This is a genomic window from Lutibacter sp. HS1-25 (assembly GCF_004121075.1).
In the GTDB taxonomy this organism is placed as follows: domain Bacteria; phylum Bacteroidota; class Bacteroidia; order Flavobacteriales; family Flavobacteriaceae; genus Lutibacter.
Map to the genome: position 1 here is coordinate 16,226 of NZ_RHLN01000009.1, position 21,093 is coordinate 37,318.

General features: G+C 33.3%; 21 protein-coding genes and 1 riboswitch. Of the genes, 8 read left to right on the forward strand and 13 right to left on the reverse strand.

Annotated features, from left to right (window positions below; translation table 11 throughout):
- Positions 1–12 precede the first annotated feature (12 nt).
- From EC396_RS04990 to EC396_RS05005, 4 genes are all read left to right on the forward strand, one after another.
- Complete coding sequence (locus EC396_RS04990; protein WP_129365606.1) at positions 13–1,014, forward strand: acyl-ACP desaturase; 1,002 nt, start codon at positions 13–15, stop codon at positions 1,012–1,014.
- 177 nt (positions 1,015–1,191) lie between these two features.
- Entirely contained in the window at positions 1,192–1,869 is a 678-nt protein-coding gene (locus tag EC396_RS04995) for a succinate dehydrogenase cytochrome b subunit (RefSeq protein ID WP_129365607.1), read from the forward strand.
- A gap of 12 nt (positions 1,870–1,881) precedes the next feature.
- Entirely contained in the window at positions 1,882–3,885 is a 2,004-nt protein-coding gene (locus EC396_RS05000) for a fumarate reductase/succinate dehydrogenase flavoprotein subunit (RefSeq protein ID WP_129365608.1), read from the forward strand.
- A gap of 9 nt (positions 3,886–3,894) precedes the next feature.
- Complete coding sequence (locus tag EC396_RS05005; RefSeq protein WP_129365609.1) at positions 3,895–4,638, forward strand: succinate dehydrogenase/fumarate reductase iron-sulfur subunit; 744 nt, start codon at positions 3,895–3,897, stop codon at positions 4,636–4,638.
- 86 nt (positions 4,639–4,724) lie between these two features.
- Here EC396_RS05005 and moeB read toward each other — a convergent pair whose 3' ends face one another.
- The 8 genes from moeB to thiS all read right to left on the reverse strand — a co-directional run bounded on the left by moeB (position 4,725) and on the right by thiS (position 12,101).
- On the reverse strand, positions 4,725–5,789 hold the full coding sequence (moeB, locus tag EC396_RS05010; protein WP_129365686.1) for a molybdopterin-synthase adenylyltransferase MoeB: 1,065 nt from the start codon (positions 5,787–5,789) through the stop codon (positions 4,725–4,727).
- A 25-nt stretch (positions 5,790–5,814) separates the two neighbouring features.
- Positions 5,815–6,927 (reverse strand): 2-iminoacetate synthase ThiH, encoded by a 1,113-nt coding sequence (gene thiH / locus EC396_RS05015; RefSeq protein WP_129365610.1) that lies wholly within the window; start codon positions 6,925–6,927, stop codon positions 5,815–5,817.
- A gap of 1 nt (position 6,928) precedes the next feature.
- Positions 6,929–7,702, reverse strand: coding sequence for a thiazole synthase (locus EC396_RS05020; RefSeq protein WP_129365611.1), 774 nt, complete (start codon positions 7,700–7,702; stop codon positions 6,929–6,931).
- Positions 7,703–7,717: 15 nt separating this feature from the next.
- Positions 7,718–8,362, reverse strand: coding sequence for a thiamine phosphate synthase (thiE, locus tag EC396_RS05025; RefSeq protein WP_129365612.1), 645 nt, complete (start codon positions 8,360–8,362; stop codon positions 7,718–7,720).
- The gene (locus tag EC396_RS05030; protein WP_129365613.1) at positions 8,352–9,119 is read right to left on the reverse strand and encodes a bifunctional hydroxymethylpyrimidine kinase/phosphomethylpyrimidine kinase; all 768 of its coding nucleotides are present in this window, start codon (positions 9,117–9,119) and stop codon (positions 8,352–8,354) included. The genes thiE and EC396_RS05030 overlap by 11 nt, the downstream gene beginning before the upstream one ends.
- Positions 9,109–9,714, reverse strand: coding sequence for a thiamine phosphate synthase (locus tag EC396_RS05035; RefSeq protein ID WP_129365614.1), 606 nt, complete (start codon positions 9,712–9,714; stop codon positions 9,109–9,111). Before EC396_RS05035 ends, EC396_RS05030 begins: the two co-directional genes overlap by 11 nt.
- 261 nt (positions 9,715–9,975) lie before the next feature.
- Positions 9,976–11,835 (reverse strand): phosphomethylpyrimidine synthase ThiC, encoded by a 1,860-nt coding sequence (gene thiC, locus EC396_RS05040; protein WP_129365615.1) that lies wholly within the window; start codon positions 11,833–11,835, stop codon positions 9,976–9,978.
- Between the two features lie 62 nt (positions 11,836–11,897).
- A complete protein-coding gene (thiS, locus tag EC396_RS05045; RefSeq protein WP_129365616.1) occupies positions 11,898–12,101 on the reverse strand; it encodes a sulfur carrier protein ThiS in 204 nt (67 codons plus the stop codon).
- Between the two features lie 90 nt (positions 12,102–12,191).
- Positions 12,192–12,284: riboswitch (TPP riboswitch) on the reverse strand.
- Between the two features lie 158 nt (positions 12,285–12,442).
- On the opposite strand from thiS, the gene EC396_RS05050 reads away from it, so the two are divergent.
- On the forward strand, positions 12,443–13,600 hold the full coding sequence (locus tag EC396_RS05050) for a methionine aminotransferase (RefSeq protein ID WP_129365617.1): 1,158 nt from the start codon (positions 12,443–12,445) through the stop codon (positions 13,598–13,600).
- The gene (locus EC396_RS05055) at positions 13,588–14,367 is read left to right on the forward strand and encodes an amidohydrolase (RefSeq protein ID WP_129365618.1); all 780 of its coding nucleotides are present in this window, start codon (positions 13,588–13,590) and stop codon (positions 14,365–14,367) included. The genes EC396_RS05050 and EC396_RS05055 overlap by 13 nt, the downstream gene beginning before the upstream one ends.
- A gap of 143 nt (positions 14,368–14,510) precedes the next feature.
- Here the strand turns inward: EC396_RS05055 and EC396_RS05060 are convergent, their stop codons facing one another.
- Complete coding sequence (locus tag EC396_RS05060; protein WP_129365619.1) at positions 14,511–15,365, reverse strand: ChaN family lipoprotein; 855 nt, start codon at positions 15,363–15,365, stop codon at positions 14,511–14,513.
- 156 nt (positions 15,366–15,521) lie between these two features.
- Between EC396_RS05060 and EC396_RS05065 the strand changes: the two genes are divergently transcribed.
- Positions 15,522–16,814, forward strand: coding sequence for an aminopeptidase P family protein (locus tag EC396_RS05065; RefSeq protein ID WP_129365620.1), 1,293 nt, complete (start codon positions 15,522–15,524; stop codon positions 16,812–16,814).
- A 76-nt stretch (positions 16,815–16,890) separates the two neighbouring features.
- On the opposite strand, the gene EC396_RS05070 is transcribed toward EC396_RS05065, so the two are convergent.
- From EC396_RS05070 to EC396_RS05085, 4 genes are all read right to left on the reverse strand, one after another.
- Positions 16,891–17,415 (reverse strand): DUF4251 domain-containing protein, encoded by a 525-nt coding sequence (locus EC396_RS05070; RefSeq protein WP_129365621.1) that lies wholly within the window; start codon positions 17,413–17,415, stop codon positions 16,891–16,893.
- A 68-nt stretch (positions 17,416–17,483) separates the two neighbouring features.
- Complete coding sequence (locus tag EC396_RS05075; RefSeq protein ID WP_129365622.1) at positions 17,484–18,158, reverse strand: YiiX/YebB-like N1pC/P60 family cysteine hydrolase; 675 nt, start codon at positions 18,156–18,158, stop codon at positions 17,484–17,486.
- The gene (locus tag EC396_RS05080) at positions 18,149–18,931 is read right to left on the reverse strand and encodes an alpha/beta fold hydrolase (RefSeq protein WP_129365623.1); all 783 of its coding nucleotides are present in this window, start codon (positions 18,929–18,931) and stop codon (positions 18,149–18,151) included. The genes EC396_RS05075 and EC396_RS05080 overlap by 10 nt, the downstream gene beginning before the upstream one ends.
- Positions 18,931–19,587 carry a hypothetical protein gene (locus EC396_RS05085; protein ID WP_129365624.1) on the reverse strand — a complete coding sequence of 219 codons (657 nt, stop codon included), beginning with the start codon at positions 19,585–19,587 and terminating at the stop codon, positions 18,931–18,933. The genes EC396_RS05080 and EC396_RS05085 overlap by 1 nt, the downstream gene beginning before the upstream one ends.
- A gap of 102 nt (positions 19,588–19,689) precedes the next feature.
- On the opposite strand from EC396_RS05085, the gene EC396_RS05090 reads away from it, so the two are divergent.
- Positions 19,690–21,015 carry an aspartate kinase gene (locus EC396_RS05090; RefSeq protein ID WP_129365625.1) on the forward strand — a complete coding sequence of 442 codons (1,326 nt, stop codon included), beginning with the start codon at positions 19,690–19,692 and terminating at the stop codon, positions 21,013–21,015.
- Positions 21,016–21,093: the final 78 nt, after the last annotated feature.

Sequence of the window (21,093 nt, forward strand, 5' to 3'; positions counted from 1 at the left end):
AAAAAATTACACATGTCAACACACAATATCAGGTTAGAGGTAATGCTAACCCTGGAGAAGAATATCGATACTTTTGTCGAAAAATTCTTAATTACGCCAGAAAAAATCTGGCAACCAACCGATTTTTTACCCAACTCTCAAAGCGATTCTTTTATTGAAGAAATAAAAGAAATACGAGAATTATCAAAAGATTTAGATGATGATTTTTGGACCGTTTTGGTTGGTGATACAATTACTGAAGAGGCTTTACCAACTTATGAATCGTGGTTGCTAGACGTTGATGGCGTTTCGCAACACGGTGGGCAAAATGGAGGCACCGATAACGGTTGGGCAAAATGGCTACGCGCCTGGACTGGCGAAGAAAACAGACACGGAGATGTATTGAACAAATACATTTACTTATCGGGTCGTGTAAATATGCGCGAAGTTGAAATCACAACACAGCATTTAATTGCCGATGGTTTTGATATTGGTACAGCTCGTGATCCTTACAAAAACTTTGTATACACCAGTTTTCAAGAGTTAGCCACTTACATTTCACATAACAATGTTGCCAAAATAGCTCGTAAAAACGGACATAAATTATTGGCAAAAATGTCTAAAATAATTGCTGGAGACGAAATGCGTCATCATTTGGCTTATACAGAGTTTATCAAACAAATTTTTCAGCACGATCCAAGCGAAATGATGTTGGCCTACCAATATATGATGAAACATAAAATTGTTATGCCTGCAATGCATTTAAGACACTCGGGCGAAGCAAAAGGCAGTATTTTTGATCAATTTTCAACAGTTGCACAGCGAGCAGGCGTTTATACAGGTTTTGATTATGTTGATATTATTAGAAAATTAAATAGCGCTTGGGAAATAGATAAAATTTCCGGATTAACTTCTGAAGCTGAAAAAGCCAGAGATTATTTAATGAAACTACCTGAACGCATGCAACGTATTACCGAGCGTATTGTGGTACCTAAAACCAAATACAATTTTAAGTGGATCAATCCAGTAATTTAAAAATGCACTCATAATTAAGGTGTCATTTTTATAAACAAAAATTATTAAATATTGTTATTTTCAATAGTTAAAATACACTATTTTATAATCATTCTAAATTATATTTTAACACATTTTAATCTTTAATTGAAAAGATGAAAATGTTATCTTTGTACCTCTAAAAAAAAAATTTAAAAAATGAGCGGATTTTTATCTTCATCAATTGCAAGGAAAGTAGCGATGGCATTATCGGCACTTTTCCTTATCATTTTCTTAATTATTCATTTAGCAGTTAATTTAACTTCTGTATTTAGTGCAGACGTTTTTAATGAAGCTTCACATTTTATGGGAACAAATCCTTTAATTCAGTTTGCAATGCAGCCTGTTTTAATTTTTGGAGTTGTATTTCATTTTGTGATGGGGTTTGTTTTAGAGCTAAAGAATAAAAGCGCAAGAAATGTAAAGTATGCTAATTACAATGGCGCAGCAAACGCTTCTTGGATGTCAAGAAACATGGTTGTTAGTGGTGCTGTAATTTTAGCATTTATTGTTTTACACTTTATCGATTTTTGGATTCCAGAAATTAACACAAAGTATATCTTAGGTGATATGAGCGGTGTGTTACCAGGCGAAGAAGGATATCGTTATTTTGAAGAACTACAACACAAATTTGCAAATCCAGCAAGAGTAGGTGCTTATGTTATTGCATTTATTTTATTAGGATTGCATTTAGCACACGGTTTTCAATCGGCATTCCAATCAATTGGTTTTAATAACAAGTACACAAAATGTGTAAAAAGCTTTGGGACTTGGTATTCAATACTAATTCCATTTGGTTTTATTTTTGTTGCATTGTATCATTATTTTAACCATTAATCTTAAAGAAATATGACGACTTTAAATTCAAGAATACCAGAAGGTCCAATAAAAGATAAATGGACATTATATAAAGATCACATTGATTTAGTTAACCCTGCAAACAAACGTAATATAGATATTATTGTTGTTGGTACAGGTTTAGCAGGAGGTTCTGCCGCTGCTACTTTGGCTGAATTAGGATATAACGTAAAAGCATTTGCTTACCAAGATTCTCCACGTAGAGCGCATTCAATTGCAGCACAAGGAGGTATCAACGCAGCAAAAAATTATATGGGTGATGGTGACTCAAACTATCGCTTATTTTATGACACTGTAAAAGGTGGTGATTACCGTTCACGTGAGGCAAACGTACACCGTTTGGCTGAAGTTTCTGGTGCAATTATCGACCAATGTGTGGCTCAAGGTGTTCCTTTTGCACGTGATTATGGTGGATTGTTAGACAACCGTTCTTTTGGTGGTGTATTGGTTTCAAGAACTTTTTACGCAAAAGGACAAACAGGACAACAATTATTATTAGGAGCATATTCAGCAATGAACCGTCAAATTGCTCGTGGAAAGATTGACATGTACAATCGTCACGAAATGTTAGACGTTGTAAAAATTGATGGAAAAGCAAGAGGTATTATTGCTCGTGATTTAGTTACAGGTAAAATTGAGCGTCATTCTGCTCACGCTGTTGTAATTGCAACTGGTGGTTACGGAAACGTATATTTCCTTTCAACAAATGCAATGGGTTCAAACGCTACTGCTGCTTGGAAAATTCATAAAAAAGGTGCTTTCTTCGCAAACCCTTGTTTTACACAAATTCACCCAACTTGTATTCCTCGTTCTGGAGAATACCAATCTAAATTAACGTTAATGTCTGAATCATTACGTAATGATGGTAGAATTTGGGTTCCTAAAAAAATTGAAGATGCAAAAGCAATTCAACAAGGAAAATTAAAACCTACTGCAATTGCTGAAGAAGATAGAGATTATTACTTAGAAAGAAGATATCCTGCATTTGGTAACTTAGTACCTCGTGATGTTGCATCAAGAGCTGCAAAAGAGCGTTGCGATGCTGGTTATGGTGTAAATGCAACTGGTGAAGCTGTTTATTTAGATTTTGCTGATGCCATTAAACGTTACGGAACTCAACAAGCAAAAATTCACGGTATTGCAAACCCTACTGCTGAAAAAATATACGAATTAGGGCAAGCTATTGTTGAAGAAAAATACGGAAACTTATTTCAAATGTATGAGAAAATTGTTGATGAAAATCCATACAAAACACCAATGATGATTTATCCTGCAACACACTACACAATGGGTGGTGTTTGGGTTGATTATAACTTAATGACTACAGTTGACGGATTGTATTGTATTGGTGAAGCAAACTTCTCTGATCACGGGGCTAACCGTTTAGGAGCTTCTGCATTAATGCAAGGTTTGGCTGATGGTTATTTTGTATTACCTTATACTATTGGCGATTACTTGGCTGCTGACATTAGAACAGGAAAAATTCCAACGGATACTCCTGAGTTTGATGCTGCTGAAAAAGAAGTTCAATCTAAATTAGAATTCTTTGTTAACAATAAAGGAACACATTCTGTAGATTATTACCACAAAAAACTTGGAAAAATTATGTGGGATAAAGTAGGAATGGCTCGTAATGCTAAAGGATTAACTGAAGCGATTAAAGAAATTCACGATCTTCGTGAAGATTTCTGGAAAAACGTTAAAGTTCCTGGAGAATTAAATGAGTTAAACCCTGAATTAGAAAAAGCAGGAAGAGTAGCTGATTTCTTAGAATTAGGAGAATTATTTGCGAAAGATGCTTTAAACCGTGAAGAATCTTGTGGAGGTCATTTCCGTGAAGAACATGTAACTGAAGATGGTGAAGCTAAACGTGATGACGTTAACTTTGCTTATGTTGCAGCTTGGGAATATACAGGTAAGCCTAGCGAAGCCATTTTACATAAAGAGCAATTAGAATTTAAAGATATCGAATTAAAAACTCGTTCATACAAATAAGAAGACATTATGAATTTAACGTTAAAAATTTGGAGACAAAAAGGACCTCAAGATAAGGGTCAAATGGTCGAATATAAAGTAACTGATATTTCAGAGCATATGTCATTTTTAGAAATGATGGATGTGTTAAACGAAAGTTTGGTTGCAAAAGATGAAGTGCCAATTGCATTTGATCACGATTGTAGAGAAGGTATTTGCGGTATGTGTTCATTACATATTAATGGTGAACCACACGGACCAGATAGAGGTATTACTACATGTCAGTTGCATATGCGTACTTTTAAAGATGGTGATACAATTTACATTGAACCTTGGAGAGCAAAAGCTTTTCCTGTAATTAAAGATTTAATTGTAGATCGTATGGCTTTTGAAAGAATTCAACAAGCTGGTGGATATATTTCTGTAAACACTTCAGGAAATACACAAGATGCTAACGCTACACCTATTTCTAAAATAGATGCAGATTTATCTATGGATGCTGCAGCTTGTATTGGTTGTGGAGCTTGTGTTGCTAGTTGTAAAAACTCTTCAGCAATGTTGTTTGTTGCTGCAAAAGTATCTCAATATGCTTTATTACCTCAAGGTAGAGTTGAAGCTGCTGATCGTGTAAGAAACATGGTTGCTCAAATGGATTTAGAAGGTTTTGGTAACTGTACCAATACTGGAGCTTGTGAAGTTGAATGCCCTAAAGGAATTTCATTAGAAAACATTGCTCGTATGAACCGTGAATATTTAAAAGCTACTATTATTTAGTTTTAAATAATTTAAATATAAAAAAGCCTATTTCTTTTAGAAATAGGCTTTTTGCTTTTATATAGACTTTTAAAATTCAATTTTTTTTAGATTGAATTGATGCCGTTTTTGAGATTAATGAAGGTTGCTTTTAGATTTTTACGTTCTAAAATTTCAATAGCCATTTTACTTCTAACACCTGCTTTACAATAAACTACAATAGATTTATCTGTTGGAATTTCAACATATCTATTGTCTAATTCATGCAATGGAATATGTAACCCCCCAATATGATAATGTTCTCTTTCCAAATTATTTCGAACATCTAATAAGGTGTAATTTTCAAGTGAATTTTGTAATTCGTTATATGTGATTTCTTGTTGAAGTTTTTTTGAAATGCCACAAAAAGAAATGTAATCATTTTCTAAACCAGTAATTTTAATCGCATTGTTTTTTTTGAAGTTTAACTTGTATTGCTCCATTGTTAAAGCATTTAATGTGAATAATTTTCCAGACAATACATCTCCTAGTTCACAAATTATTTTCAACACTTCATTGGCTTGAATCGTGCCAATAATACCCGGTAATACGCCTAAAACACCTATTTCAGAACAGTTTGGAACCGCATTGGCTTGTGGCGGATTTGGGTATAAACAACGGTAGGTTGGTCCGTTTTGGTAATTAAAAACAGTCACTTGTCCCTCAAACTTAAAAATAGATCCAAAAACTAGTGGTTTGTTTGTTAAAATAGCGGCATCATTTGCCAAGTAACGTGTTGGAAAATTATCACTTCCATCAACAATAATATCATAACAACTAAATAAATTCAAAGCATTTTGCGTGGTTAATTTTTCAACATACACATTGAAATTTATAAAAGGATTTAATTCAGACAATCTATTTGCCGCAACCTCAGCTTTAAACTTACCAATGTCGTTATGTGTATATAAAATCTGACGTTGCAAATTGGATTGATCTACCGTGTCATTATCTATAATTCCGATTGTCCCTACACCTGCAGCGGTTAAATATTGTAAAATAGGACAGCCTAAACCACCAGCACCAATAACCAACACTTTTGAAGCTTTTAATTTTTCTTGTCCAATTGCACCAATTTCATCTAAAATAAGATGTCGGCTATATTGTTTGTTTTCATCTAGTGATAATGCCATTGCAATTAAAATGTATTGTTTGTGATTACTGCCAATTGTTTTCCCAATCTTTCCAAACAACTTCCATTGCATTGGCCTTTAACATTTGGGTAATTTCCTCAGTACTACGTTCATCAGAAATTTCAAATTGCTCTAAAGATTGTGGTTCCACAACATAACCTCCCGGATTTGTTTTAGATTCTGCACTCATAGACGTAATGCCAAAACGCACAATATTGTCACGAAACAGCTCATTTTCTCGGGTTGAAATGGACAATTCTACATCTTCATCTAATAAGCGGAAAGCACAAATTAACTGTACCAAATCAGCATCGGTCATTTCAACTTTAGGTTCTAAACCGCCTGAATGTGGTCGTAACCTTGGAAAAGAAATAGAATATTTAGTTTTCCAGTAGGTTTTTTGCAAATATTTTAAATGCAAAGCTGTAAAAAAACTATCAGCGCGCCAATCTTCTAAACCAAACAATGCACCCAAACCAATTTTATGGATGCCAGCTTTTCCCAAACGATCAGGTGTTTCTAAACGATGGTAAAAGTTTGATTTTTTTCCTTTAGGATGGTGTTTTTTATAGGCTTCTTGATGATAGGTTTCCTGATACACCAAAACAGCATACAAACCACTTTCGGTTAAACGGTAATATTCATTTTCAGATAAGGGTTGCACTTCAATAGAAATATTGGCAAATTGAGATCGAATAAGTTGAATGGCGTTTTCAATATAATCCACACCAACAGTTTTGTTAGCTTCACCAGTAACCAATAAAATATGATCGTATCCCTTCGATTTTAAAAATGCAACTTCTTTTAAAATCTCCTCATTTGTAAGTGTTCTTCTTGGTATTTTATTGGAAGCACTAAATCCGCAATAGGTACAAATATTGTTGCATTCGTTACTTAAATACAATGGCGCATACATTTGTATGGTGTTACCAAAACGTTTTTTGGTGAGCACACTACTTAATTGAGCCATTTGTTCTAAATAAGGTTTTGCAGCAGGAGAAATCAACGCTTTAAAATCTTCTAAATCGCGTTTTGAATTTCCCAATGCCCTTAAAACATCACTTTCGGTTTTTTCAAAAATACTTTTTAGCGTTTGCTCCCAATTATAAGCATCAAATGTGTCTTTAAAACTTGCCATATTATGCGTTTAAAAAACTAGTTAGCGGACTACTTGCTTCAGCGTGGTGTTTTACGGGCGCTAATTTTGCATTGTATGCCATTCTACCTGCTTCAACAGCTAATTTAAACGCTTTTGCCATTTCAATTGGATTTTTTGAAACAGCAATAGCAGTATTTACCAAAACTGCATCAGCACCCAATTCCATTGCGTAAGCTGCGTGCGATGGAGCGCCAATACCAGCATCAACAATAACAGGAACCGTACTTTGATCTATTATAATTTCTAAAAATTCTTGCGTTTTTAATCCTTTATTGCTGCCTATTGGCGCACCTAAAGGCATTACACATTGTGCTCCAACTTCTTCTAAACGTTTGCATAAAACCGGATCTGCATGAATGTAAGGCATTACAACAAAACCTAATTTAACCAACGCTTCAGCAGCTTTTAACGTTTCTATAGGATCGGGTAATAAGTATTTTGGATCTGGATGAATTTCTAATTTAATCCAATTGGTTTCTAATGCTTCTCTAGATAATTGTGCTGCAAAAATGGCTTCTTTATAATTTCTTACGCCTGATGTGTTTGGTAATAAATTTATTCGGGGATGATTTAAATGTACTAAAATATCATCGTTTTCATCTTTTACATCTACACGTTTTAAAGCAACTGTAATCAGTTCACTTTCTGAAGCCAATAAAGCTTCTTTCATTACTGTTGAAGAGCTAAACTTTCCTGTTCCTGTAAACAATCTTGAGTGAAACTCTTTATCTGCAATTTTTAAAATATCGTTCATAATCTTGTTTTGTAACTACTCTTTATTTAATTTATAAACTTGTTCTTGGTCTAGGCTGCCTAATGCTTTTCTAATGGTGTGTACTGTATTAAAATTTTGTGTAATTTCTTTAGACATTGCAACACCATAAACACCTGTATCCATAATTTCTGGAATGTCGTTTAGCTTTATACCTCCAATGGCAATAACTGGAATTTCAGATTTTAATTCTTCTATAATTAATTGATAGCCCAATACACCTAATACCGGACTTAAATTCTTTTTGGTTTCTGTAAATCTAAAAGGACCTAAACCTATATAATCCACTTTTTTATCGACTAAAAGTTTGCAATCTTGTAAGGTGTTTGCGGTTCCGCCAATGGTGTATAATTTTCCTAAATAGGCACGGACTTCTAATGGGCAGCTATCCGTTTTTCCTAAATGAACACCGTCGGCTTTTACTTTTTTTGCTATTTTGTAATGATCGTTTATAATTAAACGTGTTTGAAAATGCGCTGTTATTTCTCGGGCTTGTTGGGCCGTTTTTAACAGCGTTTCATCATCTAAATATTTTAAGCGAAGTTGCACCCATTCTACGCCAGATGCACATGCTTTTTGAATATTTTCTAAATGCTCATTTGGTGTTGCACCTTGCGATATATACTGTAATTTACCAATCATTTGTTGTGTAATTATGAATTCCCAGTAAGGAATCTGTTGAATTTAAAAATTGTTCGGTGTACCTTTTTGCGTTTCTACAAGCATCTTCTAAAGCAATATCTTTTGCCAAGTTTGAAGCTAACGCCGCAGCTAAAACACAACCGCTTCCGTGCTTTTCAAATACCGATTCAACGCCAGGTTGAAGATTGATTTGAACAATACCGCTATGGTAAATTTCATCCAATCCTTTGGTATCGTTTCTATGTCCGCCTTTTAAATAAATATTTGTTTTTTCTGAAATAAATTCAATGGTTTCTTCCATATTTTTAGTTGGAAACAAGCCTTGTATTTCATTGTAATTTGGGGTGATGAAATAACATTTTTCCAATACGTTTTCCAGTATTTTTAAGTTTGAAGCCGTATGAAAATCGAATCCTGCACTGGCTTTTAAAATAGGATCTACTATAATTTTGATGTTTGGATTTAACGCCAATAATTTGTCAACTACCACCAACAACGTTTCCCAAGATTGAATGATGCCAATTTTTACTACAGCAATAGGAAAGCGCTCAAATAAGGTTTCAATTTGATGTATAATAATAGCTTCATCTATCCAAACACAATTTTTAAATGAAATGTCATTTTGAACTGTTACGGCGGTACAAACAGACAAACCGTACAAGCCGTGTGCTTCAAAAGTTTTGATGTCTGAAGTAATTCCTGCGCCGCTTGAAGGATCAAATCCGGCAATGCTTACTATGTGTGTTTTATTTTTCATTTATTGATGAAGTATATTGTTGATGAATTTCTAAAAAACGCTCTAAACAATTTTCACTATTCCAAACACCACCCAAAACTCCAATGCCTTTAAACCCTAATTTTAATGTATCTTTTATGGTTGAAATGTTGATGCCACCCATTCCAATAATTTTTTTTGAACTGTTGGTAACATCAAAACCGCGCCCTGCATAACCTTGCTTTGAAATTGAAGAAAACACCGGACTTAATAAATAATAATCGAATTCGATGTCGCAATTTTCTAGTTCTTGAAATTCATGAAAAGAACTGCTCATTGTTTTTCCAGCCATATTTAAATTGTTAAAATAACCTTTGCCGTTTTCTAAAACATCGCATCTTTTTTGTTCCTGAAAATGAATGCCTTTTAAATTAAATTCATTGATCAATTCGTGAAAATAATGCACTACAATACGGTTGTGATATTTTGTATCAATTTGGTTTAAATACGCAACATGTTCCTGATAGTTTTTAAACGGTTTTCTAAAATGATAATACTGTAAACCAGCTTCAAATAGTTGATGCAATAGTTCAATTTCATTCGGAATATCTTGTTCAGGAGCTATAAGTACAATCATTTTAAGTTGGGTTTTAAGACTTCTCGATACTATTTTTTCATTCTTCAAAAATCACTCGAAGTGACGTTTTACGTACTATTGTTAATAAAACTTTATTGGAAACCTTTTTTGAGTTAGGGATTGCAGTGGCATCCTTTTGCTGTTGGTTCGAGTGAATTTATGCAGTGCAACGGCATAAATTTGTATCGAGAACCAGCAAAAGATATAACGGAAAGCCCGCCTACGCCTTTTTTTTAAAGGCGTAGGAACTTCCAAATTATTTTACAAATACACTTCAGATCCTTTTTCTTTAAACTCTTTTGATTTTTCTTCCATTCCTTTGGCAAAAACTTCATCGCCTTTTACTTCGTTCACCGCGGCAAAATCACGCACCTCCTGAGAGATTTTCATAGAGCAAAATTTTGGGCCACACATAGAACAAAAATGAGCAATTTTAGCACCTTCGGCAGGCAAAGTTTCATCGTGGTACTCTTTTGCCAATTCAGGATCCAAGCCTAAATTAAACTGATCTTCCCAACGGAATTCGAAACGCGCCTTACTCAACGCATCATCTCTATGCTGCGCACCAGGATGTCCTTTTGCCAAATCGGCCGCATGCGCCGCCAATTTGTAAGTGACAACACCCGTGCGAACATCGTTTTTATTAGGCAAGCCCAAGTGCTCTTTTGGGGTTACGTAGCACAACATAGCGCAACCAAACCAACCAATCATAGCCGCTCCAATACCCGAAGTAATGTGATCGTAACCCGGTGCAATGTCTGTAGTTAAAGGGCCTAAGGTATAAAAAGGCGCTTCGTCACAAACTTCCAATTGCTTGTCCATATTTGCTTTAATCATGTGCATTGGCACGTGACCAGGACCTTCAATAAAGGTTTGCACATTGTGTTTCCAAGCAACTTTTGTAAGCTCACCCAAGGTTTCTAACTCTGCAAATTGAGCTTCGTCGTTGGCATCGGCAATAGAACCCGGACGCAATCCGTCTCCAAGTGAAAACGCCACATCATAGGCTTTCATAATTTCACAAATTTCTTCAAAATGCGTGTAAATAAAACTCTCGGTATGGTGCGCCAAACACCATTTTGCCATAATAGAACCACCACGCGAAACAATACCAGTAATACGTTTTGCAGTCATAGGAATGTAGCGTAAACGTACACCTGCGTGAATGGTAAAATAATCTACACCTTGTTCGGCCTGTTCAATTAACGTATCCCTAAAAATTTCCCAAGTTAAATCTTCGGCTTTTCCGTTTACCTTTTCTAAAGCCTGATAAATTGGCACTGTACCTACAGGAACAGGCGAATTACGAACAATCCACTCTCTGGTTTCGTGAATATTTTCTCCAGTAGATAAATCCATAATATTATCAGCGCCCCAACGGCAAGCCCAAACAGCTTTTTCTACTTCTTCTTCAATGGTTGAGGTGGTAGCAGAATTACCAATATTGGCATTTATTTTTACCAAGAAATTACGACCAATAATCATTGGTTCACTTTCTGGATGGTTGATGTTTGAAGGCAATACAGCACGACCACGGGCAATTTCATCGCGTACAAATTCGGGTGTAATTTTTGCTGGAACACTAGCTCCAAAATTTTGTCCGGGATGTTGGGTAGCTAAACGGGTGATTTCATCTATTCGCTGATTTTCACGAATGGCAACATATTCCATTTCAGGCGTAATAATACCCTGTTTTGCATAATACATTTGCGAAACATTTTTCCCTTTTTTTGCACGCATTGGCTTTTTTAACAACGAAAATCGTAAATGATCTAGGCTTTTATCGTTTAAGCGTTGGTTGCTGTATTCTGAAGAAAATGCATCCAATTGTTCAACATCGCCACGGTCTAAAACCCAAGATTCTTTAATGCGTTCTATTCCTTGGTGAATGTCTATATTTTTGTTTGGATCGGTGTAAGGTCCCGAAGTATCATAAACAGTTACAGGTTCATTTTTGGTGCGCGTTCCGTTAAGCGAGTCTACGGTATCACTTAATGAAATTTCGCGCATTGCCACCTTTAATTGTGGATGAATTTTTCCGGAAACGTATATTTTTTTGGAGTTTGGAAATGGATTTCTTGTAATTTCACCTTGTTTTGGTGCGGTGTCTGTTTTTTTCATAATCTGCTTAATTTTTTAGAATTATTGATCTAAATATGAGTTAATATTTCAGTTTTTGTTTGTTAACCGCCTTGTGTAGCTTTAATTATTAAAACAGCATCGTTTTGGTTTAACGTAGTTGTTAACCAATCGGATTTTGTAATAATGTTTTGATTTACGGCTACAGCAATGCCATTTGTAGAAATTTGAAGTTGTTCCAAAATTTCTTGAAGCGAAATGGATGCTAAAAATTGATGTTCTTTATTGTTTACTTTAATTGTAATCATAAAAATAATTTTGAGCCTAACCAGCTAAACTAGTTGGGTGTTAATTAAAATTTTGTAAACTAAAAAAGTGCAGTGAAATATAATTGTGCAGATAATGCTTTTTCTTTTTCCTACGTTGGTATCAGCCAAATCAGGTTCAAAGGATATTTCTCAAACTATTGCTAGTTACTCCTAAAGTTATGCTACAAATGTATATGATTAAAAATAAAATAAACCTATAATGTGTGTTAATTATTTTTTTTAATTTAAAAATGAAAGAAATCATTTTATGAAATGGGGTTTGTTATTTTTGTTTTTTAAAAAGAAGAATTCGTAAATTTAAAATCTAATTCAGAAATTTAATGCCAACATATAATTCTCATTTTCAATCAAAACTACCAAATGTACCAACATCCATATTTTCGGTGATGAGCGCGTTGGCAGCTGAGCACAATGCTTTGAATTTATCACAAGGTTTTCCAGATTTTAAGAGCGATACAACATTAATTGAGTTGGTGAATAAGGCAATGTTGAATGGAAAAAATCAATATGCGCCAATGCCAGGTATTTTGGATTTGCGTACTGAAATTTCGAAAAAAGTGGCATCTTTATATGGAGTTTCTTACCATCCAGAAACTGAAATTACCATTACGGCAGGCGCAACACAAGCTATTTTTACAGCCATTGCAACTTGTATAAAACCAGCTGATGAAGTGATTATTTTTAAACCTGCGTACGATAGTTACGAACCAAGCATTGAAGTTTTTGGTGGAAAAGTAATTCCGTATCAAATAGATCCTGAAACTTTTGAAATAGATTGGAATGAAGTTAAAAAGCTAATCACTTCAAAAACAAAAATGGTGATTATAAACACACCTCACAATCCTTCTGGGCAGATTCTGTCTAAAAATGATATGCAACAGTTAGCAGCTATTTTAAAAGATACAAATATTGTGTTGTTAAGCGATGAGGTGTATGAACATATTATTTTTGATGAAGCACAACACCAATCTGCTTGTTTGTTTCCTGAATTAGCAGAACGTAGTTTTATTATTGCTTCCTTCGGAAAAACATTTCACAATACAGGTTGGAAAGTTGGTTATTGTTTGGCGCCTTCAGCATTGATGGAGGAGTTTAGAAAAGTCCACCAATTTAATGTGTTTAGTGTAAATCATCCAACACAAGTTGCCTTGGCAGCCTATTTAAAAACACCAAATAATTATTTAGAATTGGGGAATTTTTATCAGCAAAAAAGAGATTTATTTTTGTCGTTGATCAAAGATTCAAAATTTGAATTTACCCCTTCAAAAGGTACTTATTTTCAGTTGTTAAATTTCAAAAAAATGACTTCTGAAGGTGATTTTGATTTTGCAAAAAGATTGACCAAAGAACACAAAATAGCATCAATTCCTATATCGGTTTTTAACCAACACAATTTAGACACCAAAGTGTTGCGTTTTTGTTTTGCTAAAACCGATGAAACATTAAAAAAAGCCGCAGAAATACTATGCAAGATTTAAAAATAGCGTTGATTCAAACCGATATTGTTTGGCAAAACGCAGCCGAAAACCGCAGTCGATATTCAGAAAAAATAAATAATATTCAAGAACAGGTTGATGTATTTGTTTTACCCGAAATGTTTACCACAGGTTTTAGTATGCATCCTGAAGGAATTTCAGAAACTATGCAAGGAAAAACTGTTGCATGGATGAAAAATCTGGCTTCAAAAAAAAATGCAGCTATTTGTGGAAGTGTAATTATTTCCGAAGAAAACAACTATTACAACAGACTTATTTTTGCACATCCAAATGGTAAAATTGAGTATTATAACAAACGCCATTTATTTACTTTAGCAGGCGAAGAAAAAGTATATGCTGCAGGTTCTAAAAAGTTGATAGTTGACTACAAAGGGTGGAAAATTTGTCCGCTAGTTTGTTACGATTTACGCTTTCCGGTTTGGTCTAGAAACAAAGAAAATTACGATGTTTTATTGTATGTTGCCAACTGGCCAAAACCACGAATTGCTGCTTGGGATATTTTGCTAAAAGCCCGTTCTGTAGAAAACCTTTGCTATACAATTGGCGTAAACAGGGTTGGTTTAGATGCCAGTAATTACGAGTATAACGGTCATTCTGAAGCCTACGATTGTTTGGGTAAAAAGTTAACAAACATTCCGTCTGACAAAGAATTTATTGAAATTATTACATTGCAAAAAGAGCATCTTAATAAAATTAGAACCCGACTTAATTTTTTAAATGACCAGGATTGTTTTGAGATTTTAGATTGATTAAGTTACAAAACAGTATCGTAACCTTTGAAAAACTTCTCGATACTGTTTTGCATACTATTATTTCTTTCAAATTTTAGTTCTCCTCCGCAAAACAACTCGAAGAGACTAGCAATCATCAATAAGCTTTCTTTTAATTGATATTAATACGTCTTTGTCATTTTAGTTGGAACCACAATAATAAAATCTGCCAAAGATAGGTTGTCTTTGCTAATTTTTTTGATTTCATCTTGTTCTACAATACTCACTGTGGTGATTTTTAAATTCGGATTTCCCTGCTTTAAATACCAGTAAATGCCTTCAAAATTATCGGAATGATACGAGCCATTGTAATGTACAAGCAACTGACCTCCACTCCTGTTTTTTAAAATAAAATAAGCCATTGTAGCATCTTTTATGGCTTGAGCTTTTGGTAAATTATCGCCACCATGACCACCCATCATTTCTTTCATTTTTACATAACCCGGTAAGTTTGCATCATATTTTACAGGCAAAGGCGCCATCCATTTTTTTTCTTCAACAGAAAGTGAGTCCAAAACTTCAAAACCACCTCTATAAACCAAACTTGCATAAGTTCTAGGCACATTGGTTGCCACAAATTTTAGCTTATTTTCTTTAGCAAAATCTACCAAAGGTTTGTAATCTGTTTTGTAATTTCCCCATAAACGAGCCAATGTATCCAAGGCTACTTCATTAATTTCGCCGCTTAAATATTTATTTAATTGTGTTTGATTATCAGCTTCAAACATTTCGGCACCCAACACCAAATCACGCTTTTTATTTAAATCTATTGTAGCTTCTAATTGCAGCCAATGCACAATAGGATTGTTGTGATATTCGCCAAACAAAACCACATCTGATTGCTCCATTTTTTGAATCATTTTTTTATATGAAACCTTTTTCCCTTTAGCATTTACCAATAAATAAGCTGGTTTGTGTTGCGCATAAATAAGGGTTGAAAATACAATTAGAAGCAGAGATACTATTAATTTTTGCATAAATAATATTAGATTAAAAAGGGTTGGTTTGTAACAAATTTATAACTTTGTTACTAAATAAAACAATAAAATCTTCTGAAGGAAATACATTGCTAATAATCTGTTTATTGTAAGCCTTTTTTTCTTCATAATTTTATACCATAAAACCTTTTCATTATGAAATATCATCCTATTAATAATAAACTTTTTATTAAAAACAGGGCTAAATTTATGGCTCAAATGAAACCAAAATCATTGGCAGTTTTTAATTCGAACGACGTATTTACCACAGGTGCAGATAGCACATTGCCTTTTGAACAAAACCGTGATTTATTTTATTTGTCTGGAGCAGATCAAGAAGAAAGTATATTGGTACTTTTTCCTGATGCTATTGATCCAAATCATCGTGAAGTTTTATTTTTAACCGAAACCAACAAACATATTGAAATTTGGTACGGTGCAAAATATTCAAAAAAAGAAGCTACAGAAGTTTCGGGTATTAAAACCATTTATTGGCTTTCAGAATTTAAAAAAGTTTTTTACGATTTAATGACTGAAGCTGAAACTATTTACTTTAACACCAACGAACATTACCGCCAATCGGTTGAAATTGAAACACGAGAAGACCGTTTTATAAAACAATGTAAAGCCGATTTTCCTGCGCATAAATGGGAAAAAAGCAATCAAATTTTACAACAACTTCGCGGTGTAAAAGAATCGGAAGAAATTGAACTTATTCAAACAGGCTGCAACATTACCAACAAAGGTTTCCGCAGAATTTTACCTTTTGTAAAACCTGGTGTTATGGAATATGAAATTGAAGCTGAATTTATGCACGAATTTTTAAGAAATCGTTCAAAAGGTTTTGCTTATACACCTATTATTGCTTCTGGTTATAGCGCTTGTGTGTTGCATTATATTGAAAATAATAAAGAATGTAAAGATGGTGATATGTTGTTGCTTGATGTTGGTGCCGAATACGCAAACTACTCAAGTGATATGACGCGTACTATACCGGTAAACGGACGATTTAATGACCGTCAGAAAGCAGTTTACAGTGCTGTATTAAGAGTAAAAAATGAAGCTACAAAAATGTTGGCTCCAGGCATACTTTGGGCTGAATATCAAAAAGAAGTTGGTAAAATAATGAGTTCTGAATTGTTAGGTTTGGGCTTAATTGACAAAGCCGATGTGCAAAATGAAGACCCAAACTGGCCTGCTTATAAAAAATATTTTATGCACGGAACTTCACATCATATGGGCTTAGACACGCACGATTATGGCGCTTTAAAAACACCTATGAAAGCAGGAATGGTATTTACGGTTGAACCTGGTATTTATATTCCTGAAGAAAAAATGGGGATTAGAATTGAAGATGATGTTGTTGTAAACCAATCTGGAGCTCCATTTAATTTAATGAGAGATATTCCTATTGAAATTGATGAAATTGAAACATTGATGAATAGCTAAATCTTAAATATTTTAAAAACAAAAAAGGGTAATATATATAAATTACCCTTTTTTGTTGGTCTTTAAAAATCAAATATTATTGTTTATTTTCTTCCTCTTTTTTCTCTAAAGCCTTTATTATACCTGTGTAACTCATCATACTTCTATAATTTCCACTTACAGATACAGAAGCATTTAAATTCTCGTAAACAGTTATTAAAACGTCAAAATTTTCGTTCGTTTTTCCTTTTATATCAAATTTAATAATAGCTCTCTGCTTTTTGTCGTTAAAAACCAAACTATAATCTTGAACTTCGCCATTAAATTCAATTGCTCCACCTTGCCCGTATCCTGCAACCTGTGCAGTACCAAAAAAAGGCAAATAACCATCTGTATTTTTAGCGTCCATTTTTATAAATGTTGGATTGGAAATTAAATTGATTCGCATTCCTCGTTGGCTAGTAGCCCATTCGCCAACAAACTCAAAAGCACCTGTGTTTATTAAAACTTTCATGGCTTCATATCTTTTTTCAGCCTCCGCTTTTTTTTCTTCTTTAGTTTGAGAAATAACAGGATTTACAACAAAAATAACCAGTGTAATTAAAAAAAATAATCTCTTCATAATTTTATATTTAGTGTACTAAATATAACAAAAAATATGCCATTAATTTTGTGTATTAAGCAGAAATACTAGTTCAAATTTTTTTCAGCATAATAATCATAAACAAGTGTAATGTTAGGTGAAACAGCCATACCGTTTGGATTTAAACCAAGCTCTCCTTCAGGTATTTTAGTATTTAATTGTGCATAATAATTTTTCCAAAACGGAAGCGTTTCGTTGGTATCAGCATCTTTAAAAGTCATAGGATTTAACTTAAAAGGCATTAAATTAGGATTTGCCTTATAAAACATTTCATACAATAGTTCTGAACAATAATAGGAGTTGTCTCCAATTATATAAACATTGTCATAAGCATTTCCTATAAGTGTTTTACCATGCTTTATAGCTTCATTTAAGTATGGTAAAAACTTCGCATTTAACTTTCCAACAATTACTTTTGGTTTTCCATTTTTTAAATTTCTATTTAAAAAAGTAGCAATAGAAGTTTCTTGTACTCCTGTTGAAATAGCTTCTAAAACAACCAATTCCTGCTGTTGCTTTACAACAATTCCTACATGCGTAAAATTGTATTTTAAATATGTTTTGGTCACTTTTTCAATCGCATTGTCAATGCTATCTTTATCTAAATCTTGAAAAAGAATATCGCCCTCTTTTAATTGATACTGTTCCTTTTTACAAGAAACCATCAGTGTAATTAAAAGTAAAAATTTTAAAAAAAGGGTGCGTTTATTTTTTAAACACATTGTTTAGCAAATTTTAAAAGTGCTTCAATAAGTTCATTTTTATTTTCAATATGGCTCATATGACCATCAGGAAATTCAACCACTTTTACTTTGGTATTTTTAGCTTGACCTATTAATGTTGCATATTCTAATGCTGGATCTTGCTTACCAATTACCAATAGAACAGGAAATAAATCGTTGTTTAAAATAGCAGTGTGATCTTGTCTAATTTTCATACCTTCTAAAGCTGCAATAATACCTTGTGGTGAAGTTTTTAAAGCTTCGTTGGTAATTTCAGCTATTTCTGAAGTAAAAACAGTACGATTTTTTTCAGAAAAAAGCATAGGAATTGCAATTCTAACAAATGTTTTATGGTTTTGTTTTACAGCAACAATACCTCTATCCCTGTTTGTTTTTTTCTCTTCTGAATCGGGTAAAGCAGTAGAATTCATCAAACACAAACCCTTTACATTATTTGGATATAGCTTTGCAAAAGCCAATGCTATATAACCACCCATACTATGCCCAATAAGTATGTATTTTCTAAGGCGAAGATGATCTAAAACAGCTTTTACCATTTCAGCCTGATCTTCCATAGTATGAATATATCCACAATTTTCTGTGGCTCCATGTCCCAATAAATCAATGCAAACAACACGGTTCTTTTTAGAAATCTGTTCAGAAATTTGATTCCACATTGAACTATTTTCTAAAAAACCATGTAACAAAACTACAGCTGGTCCAGAACCTATAGAAGTAAAAGAAACCCTGGTATTTTTATATAAAATGTGCATTAGTTTTTTAAACCTTTGATTGCCGAAAATGCCTTATCTACTACATCGTCTTCAACTAAAATTGTAAATTCGTTGGTGGTTGAAACAACTTCGTATAACGAAATTCCTTCCCATGCTAAACGTTTAAAAAACTGGTAATACAAACCTGCTATTTTGGTATTGTCTTTTGGCAAGCCAATAGTTATTGCCGACAAATTATCTTGTACCGATGTACAATCTTCTTTTTTATAAAACGTTTCAATTTTTTCTTTTAAAGCAGTTGTAATCAACACATTACTTTCGTGAACACCTCTTGTAAAAGTGTAAAAAATATGAGGATCACTTTTAATTATATCCAATGTTTTTAAATGAGACTGAATTAAACTTGGAGAATTTTTAAAGGTATAATCCGATAAATCTGAACGCACCGTAATGTCTCCCAAGTTTTTTAGAACATTCTCTAACCTAACTTTGTTAGCCATTTCTTTAGGCGGACTGTAGCGTCGCAATGCCATCATAATTGCACCTGCTTTTACATGTTTGCGCAGCATTTTTGAAATAGGCTCCATCAACTCTTCAGACAAAGCACTGTAATTTAGAATATTACGCGTTAAAGCATCTTCTAAAAATGGTTGTGAAACTAAAATTTCTTCAACACAAGTTGCGATTGTTTTCATTTGTTAAATAGTTAACATTTTGTGCAAAATTAGTGCAAGTTTTTGAAATAATCACAATTGATTGAAAAAAAAATTAAATTTGCAGTTCTAAAATTCAAATAGATGAAAGTTTTAAAATTTGGAGGTACCTCTGTAGGTTCAATAAAAAATATAAAAAGTGTAAAAGAAATCATTACCGATGGTGATAAAAAAATAGTTGTATTGTCTGCAATGTCAGGTACTACAAACGCTTTGGTTGAAATTTCTGATTATATAAAAGCAAAAGATATAGATGCTGCCTTAAATTGCATCGAAGTTTTAAGTCAAAAATATATAGTTGTAATTGATGAATTGTTTGAAAATTCGCAATTAAAACAAGAAGTTGGTAATTATATTGATGCTATTTTTGAGTACTTAACATCTTTAACTTCAGAAAAACATACTGAACTTTTATACAATAAAATTGTATCGCAAGGTGAGTTAATGTCTACATATATGTTCACTAAATTTTTAAATCAGGAAGGTGTAAATGCACGTTTATTGCCTGCTTTAGAATTTATGAGAATAGACAAAACAAATGATCCTGATGTTTTTTATATCAAACAAAATTTACAAAGAATTATTGACGAAGCATTACCAGCAGATATTTATATTACACAAGGATTTATTTGCCTAGATGCTTATGGAAATGTTGCCAATTTACAACGTGGCGGTAGTGATTATACAGCTACAATTATTGGTGGTGTAATTGAAGCCGATGAAGTTCAAATTTGGACAGATATTGATGGAATGCACAACAACGACCCTCGTTTTGTAAAAAACACACACGCAATTTCTAATTTATCATTTGATGAAGCAGCTGAGTTGGCTTATTTTGGAGCAAAAATATTACATCCGCAAACTGTTATGCCTGCACAAGAAGCAAACATTCCGGTACGATTAAAAAATACCGAAGATCCAGAATCTTACGGTACTTTAATTTCGCAAGAAACTCATGGCGATGGCATTAAAGCAATTGCTGCAAAAGACAATATTACAGCCATTAAAATTAAATCGGCTCGTATGTTATTGGCTCACGGATTTTTGAAAAAAGTTTTTGAAATTTTTGAAAAATACGAAACTTCAATAGATATGATTACCACATCAGAAATTGCAGTTTCTTTAACCATTGACAACGACAAAAATTTAGCTGCTATTATTGAAGAATTGGAAAAATTCTCGTTGGTTGAAGTTGACAATCAGCAAAGTATTATTTGTTTGGTTGGACATTCAGTAGTAAAACACCACGAAACACACCGCTTGTTTAAAGTATTGCAAGATATTTCGGTTCGTATGATTTCTTATGGAGGAAGCAACAACAATATTTCATTGTTGGTAAATACCAACGATAAAATTGCAACATTACAACATTTAAACAAATATGTTTTTGAAGATGTTGAAGCTTTATAAAAACAATTAAATTTAATTACTCAAAAAGCCCTAGAATTTTTTAATTCTAGGGCTTTTTTTATGTTTTAATTTTAAAAT